Annotated in this window: 21 protein-coding genes and 1 pseudogene; 19 read left to right on the top strand and 3 right to left on the bottom strand. The window is 67.3% G+C overall.

Annotated features, from left to right (window positions below; all coding sequences use genetic code 11):
- From ACE3QW_RS21580 to ACE3QW_RS21535, 10 genes and pseudogenes are all read left to right on the top strand, one after another.
- Positions 1–767: pseudogene (locus ACE3QW_RS21580) on the top strand (chromosome segregation protein SMC); the annotation flags it as partial.
- Between the two features lie 254 nt (positions 768–1021).
- On the top strand, positions 1022–1405 hold the full coding sequence (locus ACE3QW_RS21575) for an AtpZ/AtpI family protein (protein WP_029555298.1): 384 nt from the start codon (positions 1022–1024) through the stop codon (positions 1403–1405).
- A 180-nt stretch (positions 1406–1585) separates the two neighbouring features.
- Positions 1586–2338 (top strand): F0F1 ATP synthase subunit A, encoded by a 753-nt coding sequence (locus ACE3QW_RS21570; protein ID WP_029555299.1) that lies wholly within the window; start codon positions 1586–1588, stop codon positions 2336–2338.
- Positions 2339–2400: 62 nt separating this feature from the next.
- Positions 2401–2628, top strand: coding sequence for a F0F1 ATP synthase subunit C (locus ACE3QW_RS21565; protein ID WP_024280371.1), 228 nt, complete (start codon positions 2401–2403; stop codon positions 2626–2628).
- Between the two features lie 165 nt (positions 2629–2793).
- Positions 2794–3459, top strand: a complete 666-nt coding sequence (locus tag ACE3QW_RS21560; RefSeq protein ID WP_374253903.1) for a F0F1 ATP synthase subunit B — start codon at positions 2794–2796, stop codon at positions 3457–3459.
- A gap of 147 nt (positions 3460–3606) precedes the next feature.
- Positions 3607–4098, top strand: coding sequence for an ATP F0F1 synthase subunit B (locus ACE3QW_RS21555; protein WP_029555300.1), 492 nt, complete (start codon positions 3607–3609; stop codon positions 4096–4098).
- A 270-nt stretch (positions 4099–4368) separates the two neighbouring features.
- Positions 4369–5556, top strand: a complete 1188-nt coding sequence (locus tag ACE3QW_RS21550; protein ID WP_374253896.1) for a GDSL-type esterase/lipase family protein — start codon at positions 4369–4371, stop codon at positions 5554–5556.
- 135 nt (positions 5557–5691) lie between these two features.
- The gene (locus ACE3QW_RS21545) at positions 5692–6591 is read left to right on the top strand and encodes a CoA ester lyase (protein ID WP_374253894.1); all 900 of its coding nucleotides are present in this window, start codon (positions 5692–5694) and stop codon (positions 6589–6591) included.
- A gap of 7 nt (positions 6592–6598) precedes the next feature.
- Complete coding sequence (locus ACE3QW_RS21540) at positions 6599–7303, top strand: DJ-1/PfpI family protein (RefSeq protein ID WP_374253892.1); 705 nt, start codon at positions 6599–6601, stop codon at positions 7301–7303.
- A gap of 21 nt (positions 7304–7324) precedes the next feature.
- Positions 7325–7528: a DUF1737 domain-containing protein gene (locus ACE3QW_RS21535; protein ID WP_024280377.1), complete on the top strand. Its 204-nt coding sequence runs from the start codon at positions 7325–7327 to the stop codon at positions 7526–7528.
- A gap of 71 nt (positions 7529–7599) precedes the next feature.
- Here the strand turns inward: ACE3QW_RS21535 and ACE3QW_RS21530 are convergent, their stop codons facing one another.
- On the bottom strand, positions 7600–8514 hold the full coding sequence (locus ACE3QW_RS21530) for a cation diffusion facilitator family transporter (RefSeq protein WP_374253890.1): 915 nt from the start codon (positions 8512–8514) through the stop codon (positions 7600–7602).
- Between the two features lie 194 nt (positions 8515–8708).
- Here ACE3QW_RS21530 and ACE3QW_RS21525 point away from each other — a divergent pair, with 194 nt between their 5' ends.
- Positions 8709–9761: a MaoC family dehydratase gene (locus ACE3QW_RS21525; protein WP_374253888.1), complete on the top strand. Its 1053-nt coding sequence runs from the start codon at positions 8709–8711 to the stop codon at positions 9759–9761.
- Here ACE3QW_RS21525 and ACE3QW_RS21520 read toward each other — a convergent pair.
- The gene (locus ACE3QW_RS21520) at positions 9737–10762 is read right to left on the bottom strand and encodes a PHB depolymerase family esterase (protein ID WP_374253886.1); all 1026 of its coding nucleotides are present in this window, start codon (positions 10760–10762) and stop codon (positions 9737–9739) included. The two genes, ACE3QW_RS21525 and ACE3QW_RS21520, sit on opposite strands and share 25 nt — an antisense overlap.
- A gap of 438 nt (positions 10763–11200) precedes the next feature.
- Between ACE3QW_RS21520 and ACE3QW_RS21515 the strand changes: the two genes are divergently transcribed.
- The 6 genes from ACE3QW_RS21515 to ACE3QW_RS21490 all read left to right on the top strand — a co-directional run bounded on the left by ACE3QW_RS21515 (position 11201) and on the right by ACE3QW_RS21490 (position 16327).
- Positions 11201–11887, top strand: a complete 687-nt coding sequence (locus ACE3QW_RS21515) for an OmpW family protein (protein ID WP_281809383.1) — start codon at positions 11201–11203, stop codon at positions 11885–11887.
- A gap of 319 nt (positions 11888–12206) precedes the next feature.
- Positions 12207–12605 (top strand): succinate dehydrogenase, cytochrome b556 subunit, encoded by a 399-nt coding sequence (gene sdhC / locus ACE3QW_RS21510; RefSeq protein WP_024280382.1) that lies wholly within the window; start codon positions 12207–12209, stop codon positions 12603–12605.
- Positions 12606–12615: 10 nt separating this feature from the next.
- Entirely contained in the window at positions 12616–13032 is a 417-nt protein-coding gene (sdhD, locus tag ACE3QW_RS21505; RefSeq protein WP_024280383.1) for a succinate dehydrogenase, hydrophobic membrane anchor protein, read from the top strand.
- A gap of 3 nt (positions 13033–13035) precedes the next feature.
- On the top strand, positions 13036–14871 hold the full coding sequence (gene sdhA, locus ACE3QW_RS21500) for a succinate dehydrogenase flavoprotein subunit (protein WP_029555307.1): 1836 nt from the start codon (positions 13036–13038) through the stop codon (positions 14869–14871).
- 100 nt (positions 14872–14971) lie between these two features.
- Entirely contained in the window at positions 14972–15757 is a 786-nt protein-coding gene (locus ACE3QW_RS21495) for a succinate dehydrogenase iron-sulfur subunit (protein ID WP_029555308.1), read from the top strand.
- Between the two features lie 315 nt (positions 15758–16072).
- On the top strand, positions 16073–16327 hold the full coding sequence (locus tag ACE3QW_RS21490) for a hypothetical protein (RefSeq protein WP_029555309.1): 255 nt from the start codon (positions 16073–16075) through the stop codon (positions 16325–16327).
- A gap of 24 nt (positions 16328–16351) precedes the next feature.
- On the opposite strand, the gene ACE3QW_RS21485 is transcribed toward ACE3QW_RS21490, so the two are convergent.
- Positions 16352–16738, bottom strand: a complete 387-nt coding sequence (locus tag ACE3QW_RS21485) for a hypothetical protein (RefSeq protein WP_374253883.1) — start codon at positions 16736–16738, stop codon at positions 16352–16354.
- Between the two features lie 347 nt (positions 16739–17085).
- On the opposite strand from ACE3QW_RS21485, the gene ACE3QW_RS21480 reads away from it, so the two are divergent.
- Positions 17086–18384, top strand: coding sequence for a lipopolysaccharide biosynthesis protein (locus ACE3QW_RS21480; protein WP_374253881.1), 1299 nt, complete (start codon positions 17086–17088; stop codon positions 18382–18384).
- Between the two features lie 172 nt (positions 18385–18556).
- Positions 18557–20677, top strand: coding sequence for an LPS biosynthesis protein (locus tag ACE3QW_RS21475; protein WP_029555312.1), 2121 nt, complete (start codon positions 18557–18559; stop codon positions 20675–20677).
- Positions 20678–20924 lie beyond the last annotated feature (247 nt).

Genomic DNA, 20924 nt, shown 5'->3' with positions numbered 1-20924 from the left:
TCCAGCGCGAAATCGCCGACATTCTCGACGGCCCGCCGGACCTCGCCCGCGAACAAGCCGGCCTCACCGACTCATCCCCGCCGCCGAACGTCGCCGCCATCGAGGCGACGCTGGAGCGGGCGAAGCGCGACCGGGAGCGACTCGGCGCGGTGAACCTGCGCGCCGACGTGGAGCTGGAAGAGGCCGAGGCCCAGCATACCAAGCTGACCACCGAGCGCGACGACCTGAACGAAGCCATCCGCCGCCTGCGCGCCGCCATCCAGAGCCTCAACCGCGAGGCGCGCGAACGGCTTCAGGCCTCCTTCGCGGTGGTGGACGGGCATTTCCGTAAGCTGTTCGACACGCTGTTCGGCGGCGGCGAGGCGCAACTGGTGCTCACCGATGCGGACGATCCGCTGGAGGCCGGCCTCGACATCATCGCCAAGCCCCCGGGCAAGAAGCCGCAGACGCTCATGCTGCTCTCCGGCGGAGAGCAGGCGCTGACCGCCATGGCGCTCATCTTCGCCGTCTTCCTCACGAATCCCGCCCCCATCTGCGTGCTGGACGAGGTGGACGCGCCGCTCGACGACGCCAACGTGGAGCGATTCTGCACCCTGCTGGAGGAAATGACGCGCCTCACGGACACGCGCTTCCTCACCATCACGCACAATCCCATCACCATGGCCCACCAGAATCGCCTGTTCGGGGTGACGATGGCGGAGCGGGGAATCTCCCGTCTGGTGTCGGTGGATCTGCAGAGCGCAGAGCGCCTACGGGAGGCTGTGTAACGCTTTGGAGCACGCTTGAGCGGGACCTTTCCGTCGCGACGGAGTGGCCCTCGCTGAAGCTGGCAGGCGCAAGCTTTCCGCGGCGGCAGCGCCGAGACGGCGAAGCACGATGTCGCAGCCACATTTTTCTCTTTTATTTTCAGCAGCTTGATACCATATACGGCCGCCTTGACACCCAATTTTGACGCAACTATGGTGCGCCGCGGTTCAAGGGAGAGGGCTGCGGTCCTCCACCGGAGCCAGGAACTCGCGCCATGTCCGGACCTGACGATACCTCCGCAGGAGGCAAAAGCGGACCGGACGGGGCGGGAAGCTCCCGGCCCAGCGATACCGAGCTCTCCGCAAGGCTTGAGCGGCTCAACACTTCGTTGGGCCACGTGCGCGCCAAAGCCGAGGTGCCGGCTCCAAAAGAGCAGGATACCTCGTCCAAATCGGGCGTCGCGCTTGCCTTCCGGTTGGGTGCCGAATTTGTGTCGGGCGTTCTGGTGGGGTCTCTCATCGGCTACGGCATCGACCGCTTCTTCTCGATCACGCCTTGGGGGCTGATCGTGTTCACGCTGGTCGGCTTTGCCGCGGGCGTGACGAACATGCTGAGGGCGTCCGGCGAAGGCCGGAAGATCGGCCCTGGCAAGTCCTGACGGGCGCCGCCTCGGCAAAGGGGCTAGGGCGCGGCGGGATCGGGTTTTCGGGACGGCGCGAGCCGTCCGGGTCATTGGGCCGGGTCCGGCGACGGATTTCGACCTGTTGATGCATTTGGCGGCTTCGGCCGTGATCTTGGGTTCAGCGGCCGAGGCCGCGATGGCAGGGGGCGCGTTCGGATGACCGTCGATCCGATCCACCAGTTCGAGATCAAGCGCTACGTTGACCTGCTGAACTTCAGCAGCGTGCAATTCTCGTTCACGAACGCCGCCGTGTTCATGTTCGGCATCGTGGCGATCATCTTCTTCTTCCTCACCTACGCCACCCGCGGCCGCACGCTGGTCCCGGGCCGCGCGCAGTCGGCGGCGGAGATGAGCTACGAATTCATCGCCAAGATGGTACGCGACAGCGCCGGCAACCAGGGCATGGTGTTCTTCCCCCTGGTGTTTTCGCTGTTCATGTTCGTGCTGGTGGCGAACGTGGTGGGCCTGATCCCCTACACCTTCACCGTCACGGCGCACCTGATCGTCACCGCCGCCCTGGCGTTGCTGGTGATCGGCACCGTCATCATCTACGGCTTCGTCAAGCACGGCACCCACTTCCTGCACCTGTTCGTGCCGTCGGGCGTCCCGGGCTTCCTGCTTCCCTTCCTGGTGGTGATCGAGGTCGTCTCGTTCCTCTCCCGCCCCATCAGCCTGTCGCTGCGTCTGTTCGCCAACATGCTGGCCGGCCATATCGCGCTGAAGGTGTTCGCCTTCTTCGTGGTGGGCCTCGCCTCCGCCGGCGTCGCCGGCTGGTTCGGCGCGACGCTGCCCTTCCTGATGATCGTGGCGCTCACCGCGCTGGAGCTTCTGGTGGCGGTGCTGCAGGCCTACGTGTTCGCGGTGCTCACCTCGATCTACCTCAACGACGCGATCCACCCGGGTCACTGACCCGGACGTCGCCTCGCCGTTCCGCCGTTTCCCCAACACTCGAGTTTTTGAAGGAGCAGTCCATGGATCCCGCAGCTGGTAAGTTCATTGGTGCCGGTCTCGCCTGCCTCGGCATGGGTCTCGCCGGCGTCGGCGTCGGTAACATCTTCGGTAACTTCCTCTCCGGCGCCCTGCGCAACCCGTCGGCTGCCGACGGCCAGTTCGCCCGCGCGTTCATCGGCGCGGCGCTCGCGGAAGGTCTCGGCATCTTCTCGCTCGTCGTCGCCCTCGTCCTGCTGTTCGTGGCCTGATTTCAGGTTCGCGACGGAAGAGGTCTCCCGGGCGCCAAGCGCCCGGGCGCAGTGATTGACTACCTGTGCTTGAGACACCCATGTCTTGACAGGTGCGAAGGCGGGCAAGCCATGATGAAGTCGTGGAAAGTGACTGTCGCGCTGGCGTTTGCGGGTGCGGTCCTGATGGGCGCTCCCGTCTCGGCGGCGAGCGATCCTGCCGGCAAGCCGGCCGTGGTTGCGCAGGCGGCCCCTCCCACCGGCGCCGCCGGGCACGGGACCCACGAGCCTGCCGCCGCAGCTCCCGGCACGGGACATGCGGATGCGGCCGGAGAGCACGGCAAGAAGAGCCACTTTCCGCCCTTCGACGGCACCACCTTCGCCTCGCAGCTGCTGTGGCTCGCCCTGAGCTTCGGCCTGCTCTATCTCTTGATGAGCCGTATCGCCCTGCCGCGCATCGGTCGCATCCTGGAAGAGCGCCACGACCGCATCGCCGACGACCTTGAGGAAGCGGCGAAGCACAAGGCCGACAGCGAGGCCGCCCAGGCGGCCTACGAGAAGGCCCTCAACGAGGCTCGCGCCAAGGCCAACTCCATCGCCGGCGAGACGCGCAACCGTCTCAACGCCGAGCAGGACGCCAACCGCAAGTCGCTCGAGGCGGAGCTCGCCACCAAGCTCGCTGCCGCCGAGGAGCGCATCGCCTCCACCAAGACCGAGGCCCTCACCCACGTGAAGGGCATCGCCGTGGACGCCACCGGCGCCATCGTCTCCACCCTCATCGGCACGAGCCCTGCTCAGCACGAGGTGGAACAGGCCGTCAACGGCGCCCTCGCCAAGAAGGACGCGGCCTGAGGGTCGCGACACCCGCGCACCTTCAAGGCAGCCGGGTTCTGGAATTTTGAACGCGCCTGACCGGTTCGCGTTCTCGACGAGACCCTGACGTTTCAACGTCGCGCAGGCCCGGACCGGGCGGACGCAGACGGACCCGAGGACCACGTTATGAACGAGATGTCACTGGCTGAACTTTGGGTCGCCATCGCCTTCGTGGTCTTCGTCGGCATCCTCATCTATGCCGGCGCCCACCGCGCCATCGCTTCCGCGCTCGACAGCCGCGGCCAGCGCATCTCCGCCGAGCTTGAAGAAGCCCGCCGGCTGAAGGAAGAGGCACAGAAGCTCGTCGCCGAGTTCAAGCGCAAGCAGCGCGAGGCCGAGGCCGAGGCCGAATCCATCGTCACCGCCGCCAAGGCTGAGGCCGAGCGCCTCGCCGCCGAGGCGAAGGCCAAGCTTGAGGACTTCGTGTCCCGCCGCACCAAGATGGCCGAGGACAAGATCGCCCAGGCCGAGCACCAGGCCGTGGCCGATGTGAAGGCCATCGCCGCCGAGGCCGCCGCCAAGGCCGCAGAGGTTCTGCTGGGTCGTGCAGCCACCGGCGACGTCTCCGACCGCCTGATTTCCCACGCCATCGGCGAGGTCAGGACCAAGCTGAACTGAGCGCAATCAGCTCCGTTCCTCCGGAAGGCCGCCACTGGCGGCCTTTTTCGTTTTCGAAAAGCTCGGCGACGCGACCGATTTCGACAAAGCGTCGCCATCCACCCCGGCGGCGGGCCATTTGCTCCCGGTCGCGAACCTGCCCCCGGCGCCTCCCCGCTCCGCGGACGCCTTGATTGAGCCGCCGCGCTGGTCCATTGCTAGGATATGTGGCGCGCAGCGGAAACACGTTCTTCCCAGACTGGGCCGAGCCGGAGGCGAGGCCGTTTGCCCGTGCGGCTCAATCCCCTCGCCCTGCTGCTGCTTGCGCTCCTCACCGGGATGACGCTGGCCGCCGATTCGGCCCGCCCCGCCTTCGCGCAGAACGACTTCTTCTTCTTCCTGCGCCCCCCGGCCAACGTGCCACGCGGCAATCCCCAGCCCCAGCAGCGGCAGCAGCAGCGCCCCCCGCAGAATTCCGGCTGGTGGCCGTTCCAGCCCCAGCCCGAGGTCCTTCCTCCGCCCCAGCAGGCCAAGCCCCAGGCGCCGGCCGAACCGACGGGCGTCGTCTATGGCTCCGCCGATGCCGCGAGCCAGGGCAAGCGCGTCCCGCCCAGCCAGTTCGTGCTGGTGCTGGGCGACCGCATGGCCGGACAGTTGGCGCAGGGCCTCGCCGATTCCTACGTGCCGGAACGCCAGCGCATCGCGATCATCGACAACACGGTTGACGAGAGCGGCTTCCTGCCGACGCCGGTGGACTGGCTCGCCCGCCTTCCCGATGCGATCGCGGTCGCACGGCCGTCCGTCACCGTCGTCGCGCTCGGCGCCGACGACCTTCAGCCCATCAAGGATGGCGATGGCCAGGCTCAGCCGCTGACCGAGCGGTGGAGCGAGCTCTATGGCAAGCGCGTCGACGAGGTGCTCGCCGCGCTTCGCGAAAAGGCGGGCCGGGTGATCGTCGTCGGCCTTGCCCCCGTTGCCAACGGCCAGCTGTCCGATGACTACGCCAAGCTGAACGAAATCCTGCGTGCCCGCGTCGCCCGCGCGGGGCTCACCTTTGCCAACGTCTGGGACGGCTTCGTCGACGAGGACGGGAAATACATGGCGAATGGCCCGGCGGTGGACGGCCAGCGCAGGCGCCTGAGATTCAACGATGGCGTACGCTTTACCCGCGCCGGCGGGCGAAAGCTGGCCTTCTTCGTGCAGAAGGACATCAACCGCATGCTGGAGGAGAGCGGCGGCGCCAAGGCCTCTGCGACACCGGACGCGACCAGCGGACCGGAGCGGCCCTCCGCCCTCGCCGGTGCGCCGGCGACGGGCCGCGAAGCGCGCCCTGATGCGGTCCAGGTGTCCACCAGCGCCGCTTCCGCCGCGAAGGTGCTGAAGGACGGTGTCGCGCCGCCGCCCGTTCGCGGACGGGCCGACGATTTCACCTGGCCGCCCCCCGGCGCCGAGCCCGCCACCGCTCCGCCGGCACGCTGACGCCTCCCGTCTTCCGGCGGCCTGACCAGCTCTGCCGCAGCGCGGCAAAATCCGCTTTGCAAAGCCGGAGCGGCGCTTTACCGATTTCAGGGAAGAAATGCGGGCGCCGCCCGCCGCATCGGTCGAGGAGCCGTCATGTCCGAGGGAAATTCCGCCGCGTCCATCCGTCCGCGCCGCAGCGTCCTCTACATGCCCGGCTCCAACGCCCGCGCGCTGGAGAAGGCGCGCAGCCTTCCCGCGGACGCGGTGATCCTCGACCTCGAGGATGCGGTCGCCCCCGACGCCAAAGTTGAGGCTCGCGGCCGCATCGTCGAGACGGTGAAGGCCGGCGGCTTCGGGCCGCGCGAGGTGGTCATCCGCATCAACGGCCTCGACACGCCGTGGGGTCCGGACGATCTGGAAGCCGCAGCATCCGCCACGCCCGACGCGATCCTGCTTCCCAAGGTGCAGTCGGTGGAACAGCTTGTCACGGTGGGCCGCCGCCTCAAGGCGCTGGACGTGCCCGCCACCACGCGGGTCTGGGCGATGATCGAGACGCCGCTGGCGATCCTCGACATCAAGGCCATCGCCGCCGCCGCGCAGGACCCGCTGACCCGGCTTTCGGTGTTCGTTCTCGGCACCAACGATCTCGCAAAGGAAACCCGCGCCGCTCTGGTGCCGGGCCGCGCCCCCATGGTCGGCTGGCTGAGCCTCGTGGTGGCCGCCGCCCGTGTCTATGGCGTGGACGTGCTGGACGGCGTGTGGAACCAGTTCCAGGACCTCGACGGCTTCAAGGCCGAATGCGCCCAGGGCGTTGAATTCGGCATGGATGGCAAGACGCTGATCCACCCCAGCCAGATCGAGCCCTGCAACATCGCCTTCAGCCCCCCGGAGGCCGATGTGGCGCGCGCCCGGGCGATCATCGCCGCCTTCGCTTTGCCGGAGAATGCGGGCAAGGGCGTCATCACGCTGGACGGCCGCATGGTGGAGCTGCTCCACGCCGAGATGGCGAAGCGTACCGTCGCGCTGGCCGACGCCATCGCCGCCCGCGGCTGACCGCACAATGACCACGCCCGCCGCACCGACCGCTCCCGCGCCCCTGCACATCGTCATGGTCGCCTATCCGGACATGACGCAGCTCGACCTCACCGGCCCGTTCGAGGTGTTCGCGCGCCTGCCCGGCGCGAAGATCGACATTGTCTGGAAGACGAGCACCAGGCCGGTGAAGGACGTGGCGGGCCTGTCCATCATGCCCACCGCCGCCTTTAAGGAAATCCACGACTGCGACGTGCTGTTCGTGCCCGGCGGGCCGGGCCAGCTGGAGTTGATGGAGGACCGGGAAACCCTCGGCTTCCTGCAGGAGATGGCGGACGGCGCGCGCTACGTGACCTCCGTCTGCACCGGCTCGCTGATCCTTGGCGCCGCGGGGCTGCTCAAGGGCTACCGCGCCACCTGCCACTGGCTGTCCTTGCCGCAGCTCGCCCACCTCGGCGCCATTCCGGTGGAGGAGCGGGTGGTGATCGACCGCAATCGCCTCACCGGCGCCGGCGTTTCCTCCGGGATCGACCTGGCGCTGGCACTGGCGAGCGAGATCGCCGGCGAGGACGAAGCGCGGCGCATCACCCTCGCCATCGAATACCAGCCCGAACCGCCCTTCCCGCCCCGCGACCAGGAGGATCCCCGCCTCGTCGAGGAAGTGCGGGGGCGGACACAGGGCTTCCAGGACAAGCGCGACGCCGTCGCCCGTCGCATCGGCGCGCGGCTCTGACACCCCCGGGGGGACTGAACCATGAAGCTCTATCGCTATCTCACCGGCCCTGACGACGCCGCCTTCTGCAAGCGCGTGTCCGCAGCTCTCAACCGGGGTTGGCAGCTCCACGGCGCGCCCACGCTCACCTTCGACACCGTTCAGGGCCGCGTCATCTGCGGGCAGGCCATCGTGAAGGAAGTGGAAGGCGAGTGGTCGGACGAGGTGGTGCTCTCCGAGCACTGAGCCCGCGCCAAGGGATCGCCGATCGGGGAGCGCCGATCCGGGATCGCCGATCGGAGACGCGCGACGGCGGATCAGACCGCCTTCGCCTCGGCAGAAGCGGCATGGCCGGGCATGAGGACGATGGACACGTCCACCTCGTCGCCGGCCTCGCGGAACTCCCGCTTCACCGACTCGGTGAGCTTGGCCACCACGGCGCGGGCGCGGGCGACCGTCCAGTCGCTCTCGAAGCCGAGATGCAGCTCCACGAACATCTTGCCGCCGAACTGCCGGGTGCGGATGTCGCCCAGTTCGTCGAAATCGTCGAAGTGGGTGGTGAGCACCTTGAGGATGCGCAACTGCCCCGCCTCGTCGATGGCCTGGTCGAGCAGCGAGGCCACCGAGTTCGAGAGCATGGCGTAGATGTTGTAGATCATGAACCCGATGACCACGAACGAGCCCAGCGGATCGAGGTAGTACAGGATCGGGATGTTGTTGAAGATCGACAGGATCACCGTGACCGTGAACACCGAGCCCGAGGCGATGGCCGAGACGAGGTGGACGCGGGCCTGGGCGGCCAGCACCGGGGAATGGGTCTCGTGGGCGAGGCGGGTCGCCTTGCGGTTCAGGATCACGTTGCCGATCACCGCCATGGCAGCCACGAACAGGCCCAGCTCGGCGCCATCCACGCCCTCCGGGTGCATCACGCGGATGATGGCGCGGGTGCCGGCGATGACCACCAGGATGGTCTGCAGCAGCGCGATCATCAGCTCGGCGAGGTTTTCCAGCTTGCCGAGGCCGTAGGCATATTTGCCCGCATGGGCCTTGTGGGCGAGCTTCAGCACCAGCCAGCAGGCGGTGAGCGCCGTGAGGTCGAAGGAGGTGGCAAGGAGGTCGGTGAGGATCGCCGCCGAATTGGTGAGCGTCGCGGCGAGGATGTAGAAGGGAAACAGGCAGGCCGTGAAGATCATGGCCTTGAACGACAGATTCTGGCTCGCCGAACCCGACACGAATGCCCCCTCTTGCCCGCTGCGTTTTCCCGGAGCGGCCCAGCACCGCCTCGGAACGCCCCATGAGGACTATTAGGGGGGTATGCGTCAAGCCGATCCCGCATCGCGGCCGAGATTCGGCACGTTCTCCCTTCGGCCTGTTGCGTCGCACCCACGGGCTCTGCAACATGCGGCGACGAATTGGGGGACCCTAGATGAGCAAGACCAACCGGGGCAATTTCTTCGAGGATTTCAGCGTCGGCCAGGTGATCCGCCACGCGACGCCGCGCACCGTCACGGTGGGCGATGTGAGCCTCTACAGTGCCCTGTATGGCACCCGCTTCGCGGTCCAGTCGGCCGACACCTTCGCCCAGGACATCGGCTATCCCGCCGCTCCGGTGGACGATCTGCTCGTGTTCCATACCGTGTTCGGCAAGACGGTCCCGGACATCTCGCTCAACGCAGTCGCGAACCTCGGCTACGCCGGCGGGCGCTTTCTTGCCCCGGTCTATCCCGGCGACACGCTCACGGCCGTCTCCGAGGTCATCGGCCTCAGGGAGAATTCCAACGGCCAGAGCGGCGTCGTCTATGTCCGCTCCGTGGGCTTCAACCAGGATGGCACCGAGGTGCTGGACTATGTGCGCTGGGTGATGGTGCGCAAGGCCGACCCTTCCCTGCCCGCGCCGGAGCCCGTGGTGCCGACCCTTCCGGCGGCGCTCGCGCCCGATGCCCTCGGCGGCGCCGTGCCCGTGCTTGACCTCGCCGGCTGGCGCGACGACCTGTCCGGCTCCACCGCCCGCTTCAGCGACTATGCGGTGGGCGAGCGCATCGACCATGTGGACGGCATGACGGTGGAGGAGGCGGAGCACATGATCGCCACTCGCCTCTACCAGAACACGGCGAAGGTCCATTTCAACCAGTTCACCGAAGGCCAGGGCCGCTTCGGCCGCCGTCTCATCTACGGCGGGCATGTGATCTCGATCGCCCGCGCGCTCTCGTTCAACGGCCTCGCCAACGCCTTCCACATCGCCGCCATCAACGGCGGCCGGCATGTGGCGCCGCTGTTCGCCGGCCTCACCGTCCATGCCTGGAGCGAGGTGCTGGACGCGCAGGAACTGCCGGGCCGTGACGATGTGGGCGCGCTGCGCCTGCGCACCGTCGCCACCAAGGACCGGCCGACCGCCGATTTCCCTTTCAAGGCGGAGAACGGCGACTACGACCCGAGCGTCATCCTCGATCTCGACTACTGGGCGCTGATCCCGCGCTGACCGGTCGCACCTGACGCCGCCGCCGCCCCGGCAGATGTCGCGGGCGGTGCGGCGCTCGCCCCCTGGGGCTTGGCCGTCGGCGACTTCGTTTCCGACGGCTTGCTTCCGTCGGTCGGCGCCGGCGGCTTTGCCGCGGCGCCTGAGGTGGCCGGCTTGGGCTTCGGCTTGCGCGGCGGCGCGGCCGGCGCCGCTGGGGCCGGAAGCCCGCCAAAGACCGACATGAAGCGCCAAACCTCCTCGCCGGCATCGATGTCGTGGCTGCGCAGGCCGAGAAATGGCGTGGCGAGATCCGGCTTGGTCTCCACCATGGCCGGCGACTGGTGGCCGCCGCGCTCGATGGTGATGAGCTCCACCGCGCTGCCATCCCGACACCCCTCCCAGCGGCGCAGCTCGGCGGTGGTGCCGTCTTCCGGGGCCAGGTCGGCCAGCTTGGTGCTGGTGGCCGGCCCGCATCCGTCCAATGCGGCATAGAGACGGGCGCTGTCGGGCGCCGAAAGGGTCGAGCCCAGCGGCGTCCAGAATCCGTTATAGCCGATCACCGAATCCGCCGTGCCGTGGATGAACTGGATGGAGACCGGCTTCGACGGCTGGCACTCCTCCTTATAGTTGGCCGGGGCGGTGGACATGATGGCCGAGTAGGCGGCGAACAGCTCGCTGTATTCGCAGGCCATGCGCTGCACCATGAAGCCGCCGTTGGAGATGCCAGTGAGATAGATGCGGTTCGGATCGGCGATGCCGTCCGCCGCCAGACGCCGCGCCAGCGCGACGAGGAACGCCACATCGTCGCCCGGCCGCAGCATCATCTTGAGCCGCATGGCCGCCGGGCGGCCATCGTTCCACGTCCGCCCCTCCCCTTCCGGATAGACGGCAACGAATCCGTGCTTTGCCGCGGCTGCGTCGAGCCCGAAATAGGCGCGGAAGCTCTCCGGCGTCTGTGCCGCGCCATGCAGCGCGATCACCGTGGGCGCCGGCGTGGTGACGCCGTCGGGTGTCACAACCACATAACGGCGGGTCTCCCCGTTGACGGAAAGCCTGAGGTCTTTGACCGATTCCGCATGGGCCGGAGCAAAAACCGACCAAAACAGGAACAAAAAGAGACTCGCAAGGAACATCCCGCTGCCAGCGGCGCCCCGCCGCAGCCACGATTGCCACACGTCTAAAGTCGAAGCATCGGGGGCCGGTCGGTGGCGGACAAGGGCGGCAAGGACCGTCATGAGCGCAATAAGCCTCTTGAAACAAATAGAATTCAGCGCGGCGGCCGCCCCTGCCATCGCGTCCAGGCTTGCCCTGCGAATACGGCGGCGGCGGGGCGGCGGTGTGTCATTGCGGCCACACACGCGGCAGCTCCGCCGCCAATTTGATCTAGATCAAACTGAACAGCGCCTCGCAGGAGGAAGTGTTTCCCATCAGTTATCTCAAAGGGCTTGTGGGAGCGGGGCATGTCGAAGCTCGGACTTGGTATCATTTTCGCGGCGGGGCTCAGCGCCCTCGTTGCCGGCAGCGCGACGGCCGCCGATCTTTCCACCCCGGTCTACAAGGCCCCCGCGGTTGAAGAGCCGCTGAGCCCCTGGCAGATCCGTGTGCGCGCTCTCTACGTGGTGCCGGAGGCCGGCGGTTCGGTGACGGGCATTCCCGGCTCCGACCTCTCCATCTCCAACTCGGTCGTTCCCGAACTCGACATCACCTATTACTTCACGAAGAATATCGCCGCCGAACTCATTCTGGGCGTGACACCCCACGACATCAATGGTGCGGGGACCATCACCGGCCTCGGCCAGGTCGGCAAGGTGTGGCTGCTGCCCCCCACCCTCACCCTGCAGTACCACTTCACCGACTTCGGCCCGTTCAAGCCCTATATCGGCGCAGGCGTGAACTACACCGCCTTCTTCAGCCAGGATGCCACCAACCCGGCCTTCTCCTCGCTGAAGGTCAACGATGCGTGGGGCTTCGCCCTCCAGGCCGGCTTCGACTGGATGATCGACCGCCACTGGGGCTTCAACGTCGACGTGAAGAAGATCTTCCTGCAGCCCGACTTCCTGCTGCAGACCGTCGGCGGTGCCTACCTGCAGGGCAGCGCGCAGATCAATCCCTGGATCTTCGGTACGGGCGTGACCTACCGCTTCTGATCGACCGATCCAGTCGCGACCTAAAGAAAACGCCGGGCTTGCCCGGCGTTTTTTTTCGCCCGCCTGCCCGCACGCCCGCAACAGTTCTGCGTCGCGCCGATCCGCGAAGGCATCACATTCCCTTGCGCGCGGGGCGATCCGGCCCCCGGTGGGGCGTTGGCACCGCAGCAATCGGCCGCTACAAGCGCGGACATAGGACGATCATCCAATTGCCGGCCACTGCGTAACGGTCTTTAAAGCCGCCCAAGGTGCTTTGGAATCGTTGCGAAGAGACGACGATTGAGATACCTGATCGATCGATTTTTCAGGAGGAGGCCCCATGGCCGACAGCCCTCAGCGCATTGATCGCCCCCTATCGCCACACCTACAGATCTACCGTCCGCTGTTCACGATGATGATGTCCATTGTGCATCGCATCACGGGCGTCGGCCTGTATTTCGGCATGGCGATCCTCGTATGGTGGCTGCTCGCGGCCGCGACGTCCCCCTCGGCCTACGCCACCTTCGCCGCGGTTGCGGGTTCGCCCATCGGCCTCCTAGTCCTCTTCGGCTTCACCTGGGCGCTGCTGCACCATGCGCTCGGCGGCATCCGGCACTTCATCTGGGACTTCATCCACGGTTTCGGTCCGGAGCGCGTTCTGCTCGCCAAGGCCACCCTGGCCGGCTCGGTGGTGCTCACCGTGGTCGTCTGGATCATCGGCCTCGCGCTGAAGGGCTGAGGAGAACGCCATGAGCACCCCCCATTCCGGCCCCGCGCCCGCACGCACCACCATGCGCACGCCCCTCGGCCGCGTCCGCGGCCTCGGCGCCGCGAAGTCGGGCACCGAGCACTTCTTCACGCAGCGCCTCACCGGCGCCGCGAACCTCCTGCTCTCCATCGCCTTCATCATCATCGTGATCTCGGTGGCCGGCCAGAGCTACGCCGCGGCCCGCGCGACGCTCGGTCATCCGCTGGTGGCGGTGATCATCCTTCTGACGCTGCTTTCCGTTACGACGCACATGCGCATCGGCATGCAGGTGGTCATCGAGGACTACGTGCATACGGAAGGCCTCAAGGTGCTGCTCATCGTGGCCAACACCTTCTTCAGCATTGCCGTTGCCCTCGCCGGCGCCTTCGCCGTGCTCAAGATCAGCCTGGGAGGCTGACACATGGCCGATACCGCAACGAACGGGGCCGCCGCGCCCGGCATTAACGGCGCCGCCTACCCCATCGAGGATCACACCTACGACGTGCTCGTGGTCGGCGCCGGCGGCGCGGGCCTGCGCGCCGTGGTGGGCTGCTCCGAAGCGGGCCTGCGCACCGCCTGCATCACCAAGGTGTTCCCCACCCGCTCCCACACCGTCGCCGCCCAGGGCGGCGTTGCCGCCTCGCTCGGCAACATGGGCGACGACAAGTGGGAATGGCACATGTACGACACCGTCAAGGGGTCGGACTGGCTGGGCGACCAGGACGCCATCGAATACCTCGTGCGCAACGCGCCGGCGGCCGTCTACGAGCTGGAGCACTGGGGCGTGCCCTTCTCTCGCACCGAGGACGGCAAGATCTACCAGCGCCCCTTCGGCGGCATGACCACCCATTTCGGCAAGGGCACCGCCCAGCGCACCTGCGCCGCGGCGGACCGCACCGGCCATGCCATGCTGCACACGCTCTACGGCGCGGCGCTGAAGCACCAGGCCGAGTTCTTCGTCGAATATTTCGCCATCGACCTCATCATGGATGAGGAAGGCCGCTGCCGCGGCGTGGTGGCCATCAAGCTCGACGACGGCAGCATCCACCGCTTCCGCGCGCACCTCACCGTGCTCGCCACCGGCGGCTATGGCCGCGCCTACTTCTCCGCCACCTCGGCCCATACCTGCACCGGCGACGGCGGCGGCATGGTGCTGCGCGCCGGCCTGCCCCTGCAGGACATGGAATTCGTGCAGTTCCACCCGACCGGCATCTACGGCTCGGGCTGCCTGATCACCGAAGGCGCCCGCGGCGAGGGTGGCTACCTGACCAATTCCGAGGGCGAGCGCTTCATGGAGCGCTATGCCCCCTCGGCCAAGGACCTTGCCTCGCGTGACGTGGTCTCGCGTTCCATCACCATGGAAATCCGCGAGGGCCGCGGCGTCGGCAAGAACAAGGACCACGCCTTCCTCCACCTCGACCATCTCGATCCCGCGATCCTCCACGAGCGCCTGCCCGGCATTTCGGAGAGCGCGAAGATCTTCGCCGGCGTGGACCTGACGCGTGAGCCGATCCCGATCCTGCCGACCGTGCACTACAACATGGGCGGCATCCCCACGAACTATTACGGCGAGGTGCTGGACAAGCGCCAGGGTGACCCGGACAAGGTGGTGCCTGGCCTGATGGCCATCGGCGAGGCCGCCTGCGTCTCGGTGCACGGCGCCAACCGCCTCGGCTCCAACTCGCTGATCGACCTCGTGGTGTTCGGCCGCGCCGCCGGCCTGCGCGCCGCCGAGCTGGTGAAGCCCGGCGAGAAGCACCGGCCCCTGCCGGAAAACAGCGCCGAGCTGGCACTGGGCCGCCTTGACAAGTACCGCTACGCCTCCGGCGGCACACCCACCGCCGAGCTGCGCCTCTCCATGCAGAAGGTGATGCAGAACAACTGCGCCGTCTTCCGCACCGGCGAGGTGCTCGAAGAAGGCAAGAAGCTCATCCACGACGTGTTCAAGGACTCCAGCGACATCGGCGTCACCGATCGCTCGCTGGTGTGGAACTCCGACCTCATCGAGACGCTGGAATACGAGAACCTCCTCTCGCAGGCCATCGTCACCATGGAGAGCGCGGCGAACCGTCAGGAAAGCCGGGGCGCCCACGCCCGCGAGGACTTCCCGGACCGCGACGACGTGAACTGGATGAAGCACACGCTGGCCTATTTCGACCCGGCCTCCGGTGCCGTCCGGCTCGACGACCGCCCCGTGCACACCTACACGCTGTCCAACGACATCCAGTACATCGAGCCGAAGAAGCGCGTGTACTGACGCCCCACTCGACCGCGCGCGCCGGGGGGAACGCCCGCCGCGCGCGGCCATGGCAAGAATTCCTGCGGGCGGTCACCGCTCCAGCGCTTCAGGACGTCCCATGGTTGAGCTCACTCTTCCGAAGAACTCGCAGGTCACGACCGGCAAGACCTGGCCGAAGCCCGCCGGCGCCAAGAAGCTGACCGAGTTCCGCATCTATCGCTGGAATCCGGACGACGGGAAGAATCCGCGCATCGACACTTATTACGTCGATCGCGAGGATTGCGGCCCGATGGTGCTGGACGGCCTGATCTACATCAAGAACAAGATCGACCCGACCCTCACCTTCCGCCGCTCCTGCCGCGAAGGCGTCTGCGGCTCGTGCGCCATGAACATCGGCGGCACCAACACCCTCGCCTGCACCAAGGGCATGGACGAGGTGCTGGTGAAGGGCGTGGTCAACATCTATCCCCTGCCGCACATGCCGGTGGTGAAGGATCTGGTGCCCGACCTCACCAATTTCTACGCCCAGCACGCCTCCATCGAGCCCTGGCTCCAGACGGACACCGCCGCCCCCGAGAAGGAGTGGCGCCAGTCCAAGGACGACCGCGAGAAGCTGGATGGCCTCTACGAGTGCATCCTGTGCGCCTGCTGCTCCACCTCCTGCCCGAGCTACTGGTGGAACGGCGACCGCTATCTCGGCCCCGCCGCCCTCCTCCAGGCCACCCGCTGGCTGAAGGACAGCCGCGACGAGCGCACCGGCGAGCGGCTCGACTATCTGGAAGACCCCTTCCGGCTCTATCGCTGCCACACCATCATGAACTGCGCCCAAGCGTGCCCGAAGAGCCTCAACCCGGCCAAGGCCATCGCCGAGATCAAGAAGATGATGGTCGAGCGCCAGATCTGACGCTCACCGCATCTCCGGCTGTTACCGGGACCGCCCGCCTGACCGGCGCGGCGGTCCTTTCATTTTGGGGCTTTTCGCAGCGAAGGCTTGAGGCGCGGGTTGCGGCCTGACGCCAGCCCGCCGCCACACCCCGTCTGACCGGGCCGATCCCGCCCCCGCCCCGCCCTCCCCCGCAGGAACCGCTCCGTTCATCGCCTCGTTATGCGAGCGCGCGCGGCACCTTCATGCCCTTCTCAAAATGGTAAATTATATGTTAACGTTAAGATTATCTGTGACATTTTGGCACTGGACAGCGTCAAACTCGGAGGCCTCGCCATGTGGATCATTCGCGCCGTTTTCCCGGCCTTTCTCGCCTTCGCGCTGCTGTTCGCGGTGGTGACCCACCCGTCGGAGATGTTCGTCGCGCTGGGCAGCCTCGTTCTGACGCTGAGCACGGCGAGCAGCATCATCTTCTTCGCCTTCGTCGCGATGGCGGTCGTCTTCGGCTTCGAGCGCACGTCCGGCCGTCACATGGCGCCGGCCTCCCCGGTCCACGTGCACCGGTCGCTCCGCAGCGAGATCAATCTCTGAGGCTGCGCCGCGCCTGAGGCAGCGTCACTTGCGGCACGAGACCGACGGCCACGGGCTCTTGTGGAAGAACGGTTTCAGTTCGATCAGCGTGATGCCCTGCCACAGGGCGCTCGTCGGCTGCGGGCATAGCTGGAGCATGGCGGAGGTGGGATTGCCCCGCCAGTTCTCGGGAATGTTGACCACAACGGTAAAGGCGCCGGCGTCGTAAACCGGGTCGCGCGCCCACCATCCGGCCGGAAGGCGCTGGCGCAGGTAGATGCGCAGCGAGAGGAACGGATCGAAGGGATAGGGGTCCACATCCGGATCGATGCGCGGCCGCGCCGGCATGTCGCCGAAGCTCTGCATGGGGGCCTGCGCACGCCCCGGACCTGCCATCAGCCCGAGGATGAGTACCCCCACGAAGAGGCTCATGAAGCTGCGCCCCGCTGGGGCGTGCCCGCTTCGCCTGCCTCCGGTTCGTCCCGCCATAGGCCGCCTCCCGTTTCCCGCGCCGCCCGCTCCCGCCCCAAAAAGCGGCAACCCCTGTGCTACCGCTTCCCTTGGCCGCGCGTGCGCACTAATGCTCCCTCATAGGGCCGGATGCTGCTTTGCGGAACCGGTCCGGCACCGGTGGGGCCACGAGCTCGCCGGGGCAGGATAGCGGCGACGGGGGCTCGGGTGGCGAGAACGGACGAGAATGGCGCAGGCAGGTTGCGGGCACCTGCCGCGCGGGGATCGATCCTCGGCCTACCGGCGGCCCGGACCGGATCGTTCCGCCCGTGAGCGCCGCCCAGCTCCGCTCCGCCATGGGGCTTATCAACACCTACGGCATCTATCTCGCGGCCATGATGGCGCGCGGGCTCGAACTGGTCGGCAAGCTCGGCCTCTACGTGCTCGGCGCGCGCATCCTGGGCGTGCATGATTCCGGCTATTTCTTCCTCTGCCTCACCTGGGTCGGCGTTTTCGCCACTGTCTCGCGCGGCGGCTTCGAGCGGGCCGTGGTGCGCCACGTGGCCGCAGAACTCGCCATCGGCAAGGGGCGCGCCGCGCGGCACGCCTTGCTGACCGGCGGAGTGGCCGTGCTCGTCATCGGGCTGGTTGTCTCCCTGATCACCGGCGCATTGTCGGAGCCGATCGCCACTCGCCTTTTCCGTGATCCCGAGGCGGCCCGCCCCCTGTTCCTCGCCGCCTTCATCATCCTGCCCCAGGCGATGTGCTATTTCGTCGGCAATGCCCTCATGGGCCTGCACAAGAGCGCCTGGGGGCAGCTGGTGCAGAATGGGCTCTGGCCCTGCTTCACCCTTGCGGCGCTGCTCGCCGGGGTGCAGTCCCTCGAGGGTGTCCTGATCGCGCTGGCGGTGGCAAACGTCGCGGCCGCGCTCATCGGTATGGTGCTGGTGTGGCGGGATCGCCACCGCTTCGTGGACACCCCCTCGGATATGGACGGTACGGCGGAGCAGTTGCCCGCGCTGTGGCGCACGGCCATGCCCCTGGCGGTGGTGGAGACGGTGCAGATCCTCCTGCCCTCATTGCCGGTGCTTCTGCTTGCCACCTTCGGCCAGCCGGCCCAGGTCGGCGCCTTCAGCGTGGCCAGCCGCATCTCCATGCTGACCTGGGTGGTGAGCGCCTCCATCGGCAGCGTGGCGGCCCCCTCCTTCGCCGCCCGCCACCGGCAGGGCCAATGGGACGCCCTGCGCCAGCTGAACCGCAAGGTCCGCCTCGCCATCGCGGTGTTCAGCGCGCCGCTGCTGTTCGGCATGTTCTTCTTTCCGGCGATGATCCTGCACCTCGTGGGCCCGGGCTTCGAGATTGCCGCCACCGCTCTGGTCATCCTTGCGGTGGGCCAGTTGGTCTATGCCCTGCTGCCCTGCCAGGAGATCGTGCTGGCCATGGCGGGCCACGGCGGACTGCTGCGCTGGCTCACGGTGGCGCAGACGGTGGTCTGCCTGATCCTGTGCGTGCTGCTCATCCCGTCCTTCGGCATGATCGGCGCAGCCATCGCCACGGCCGTGTTCGCCTCCCAGCTCGCCATCGGCTCCGCGCTGGCGGTCCTGCGCACCATGCCGCGTGCATTCTGAGACGAGGGTCCGCGCGCCCGGTGCATCGCTTTTCGCAACAGGTGGTTAACGCTAAAGTAATGGCGCTCCGGCAGTCTCACGGCGAGATTTCGACCGTGCTGCCGCGCCTCAACCGAGGTGCGAAGTGATGACCAGAGAGCTGGCCGGCGCCGCGGAGCATTCAGGGGGAAGCATGTTGATGCCGCACGCGGCGCAGCCGGACGCCACGGATTCATCCCCCGCCGTCGCATCCGGATCCCTTGGTTTCACGGTCCGCGACTTCCTGATCGCCACCTTCTACCACATCCGTATCGTGCTGCTCGCGGCCGCGCTTCCGTTCGCCATCGCGATCGGCGCGGCGGTGACGAGCCGCACCGAATACACCGCCTCAAGCCTGCTCATGGTCATCGTGAGCCGCGAGGTCTCCAACGCCCAGAACGTGACCGATTCGGGTCCCTCGGTGCTGAGTATCGAGGGCCTCAAGCAGGTCGAATCCGAAGTGCAGATCATCGAGAGCGCGGACGTGGTCCGCGCCACGGTGGAGCAGGTGGGCATGGATCGCCTGTTCCCGCCCGGCCGCTTCTCCGCCATCACCCGCATGTTCAGCTCTGACAAGGACGCCGTGGACAAGGCGGTGGAGCGGTTCCAGGCGAGCCTGCGGGCCTCCGTTCTGGCGGATTCCAACGTCATCCGCGTCAGCTTCACCAATCCCGACCGTGACGTGGCGGTGGAGGCCGCCGACGCCCTGGTGAAGAACTATCTGTCGGTCCGGCGCCGGCTGTTCGAGAATCCCACCGCCAAGATCCTCAAGCTGGAGGTGGAGCGCTTCCGCCAGGACCTCAGCTCCGTGGACGCCCAGATCGAGAAGCTCAAGGCCAAGGTCGGCATCATCGAGTTCAGTCAGGATGCGATCCTCGCGTCCAACCAGGTGGACGGCATCCTCCAGCGCCGCCGCCAGGTCGCCGAGCGTGAAGTCGCCGTCACCGCGCAGCTCACCGAGGCGGAGAAGCAGCTCGCCGCCTTGCCGGACTCGGTGTTCGACTTCTCCGAGAAGACCGATGCGCTGCCCGGCGACGAGGACAACAACACCCTCACCAAGCTCCTGCTCGAGCGCGACCGGGTGTCCTCCCAATATGCCCCCGGCAGCCAGCTCCTGCGTGATCTCGACCGGCAGATCGTGACCATCCGCGCGCGCATCAAGAGCCGCTCGGAGCGGCGCTACAACACCGATCGCGCGATACGCAATCCGCAGGTCAACTACATCCAGAACATGATCCTGAGCCTGCGGGTGGAACAGGACTCGCTCGCCCGTCAGAAGGGCGAGCTGGTGCAGCAGCAGCGGGTGGCCGAGGAGCGCCTCGCCGCCCTGCGCGCCGCCGAGACTCCCCTCATCGAGCTGAACCGCCGGCGCGATTCTCTGAGCGAGGGCTTCCGCGAGTATCAGCGTCGCGCGGTGGCCGCGTCCATCGAGGAGGCAGCGGCCCAGTCGCGCCAGTCGTCGGTGCGGGTGGTGCAGGATGCTGGCTCGGCCGTCACCAAGCGGTCGCTCGCGCTGCCACTGGTTGCGGCCGGCCTGTTCGCCGGCCTCTTGTTCGGCGGAGCTGCGGGTGCCATCGCCTCCACCCTGCGCACCTCGTTCATCATGCCGGGCGAGGCCGAGCGCGCGCTCGGGATGCCGGCCATCGCGGTGCTGGACGACACCGGGGAGCAGCCGGACTCCCTTGCCACCGAGCGTGCCATCAGCAGTTGCGCCACCCTTCTCCTCGACACCCGCATCGACGACCAGCCGCTGCGCGCCATCCATTTCCTCTCGCCCGAGGACGATGATGCCCTGCCGTGGTTCGCGCGCTCCCTCGCCGAGGAATTCGCGCGCCAGCGCCAGAAGCGCACCCTCTTCGTGGATCTGTGCTCGGCGACGCCCTATCCGCTGGTCGGGGGGGACAGCGCGGTGCGCGGGGGCGTCGCGGTGGTGGCGACGCCGGTGCCTCTCCTGTGGGTGGCGGCGGAGGCCGACCGCTCACCGCTCCTCGACCTGCGCCTGCCCATCGCCGAGGCCGAGATGATGATGGCAGAGCTGAAGCAGGCGTTCGACTGCATCGTCGTTTGCTCGAACCTGCCGCGCGCCTCCCTCGTCACCCAGCGCTTCTCCCAGCTGGTGGACGGCAACGTGATGGCCGTGCAGGCCGAGCGCACCCGCAAGCCGGCCGCACTCCACCTGCGTGATTCGGTGATCGAGAGCGGCGGTCTCTTGTTCGGCTTCATCTTCCTCGGGCGCCGCTATTATCTTCCCAACTGGCTGTATAGACGCGCCTAAACTGCATCCTGAAGCTGCAAGACCTAATGGCAAAGGGGCGCGTCAGCGCCCCTTATGCGTTTGGACAGCCACGGGATTTCTGCATCGCAGCAATCGCCGCCCCGCCAATAAGCGAACGTTAACCATGGCCCTTTAGGGTGCCTTTACCACGTTCGACGGTTCTCGCTGCAGGCTCTTCTGTTGACGGTTTGCCGATGGCGGCCGACACACGGTTTGTTTGCGCGTTAACCATTCGCTTATGATTCGT

Origin of the sequence: Xanthobacter sp., from assembly GCF_041911315.1 — a bacterium.
GTDB classification, from domain to species: domain Bacteria; phylum Pseudomonadota; class Alphaproteobacteria; order Rhizobiales; family Xanthobacteraceae; genus Xanthobacter; species Xanthobacter aminoxidans.
The sequence above is the reverse complement of the archived record's forward strand: the minus strand, read 5'-3'. Positions and strand labels throughout refer to the sequence as shown.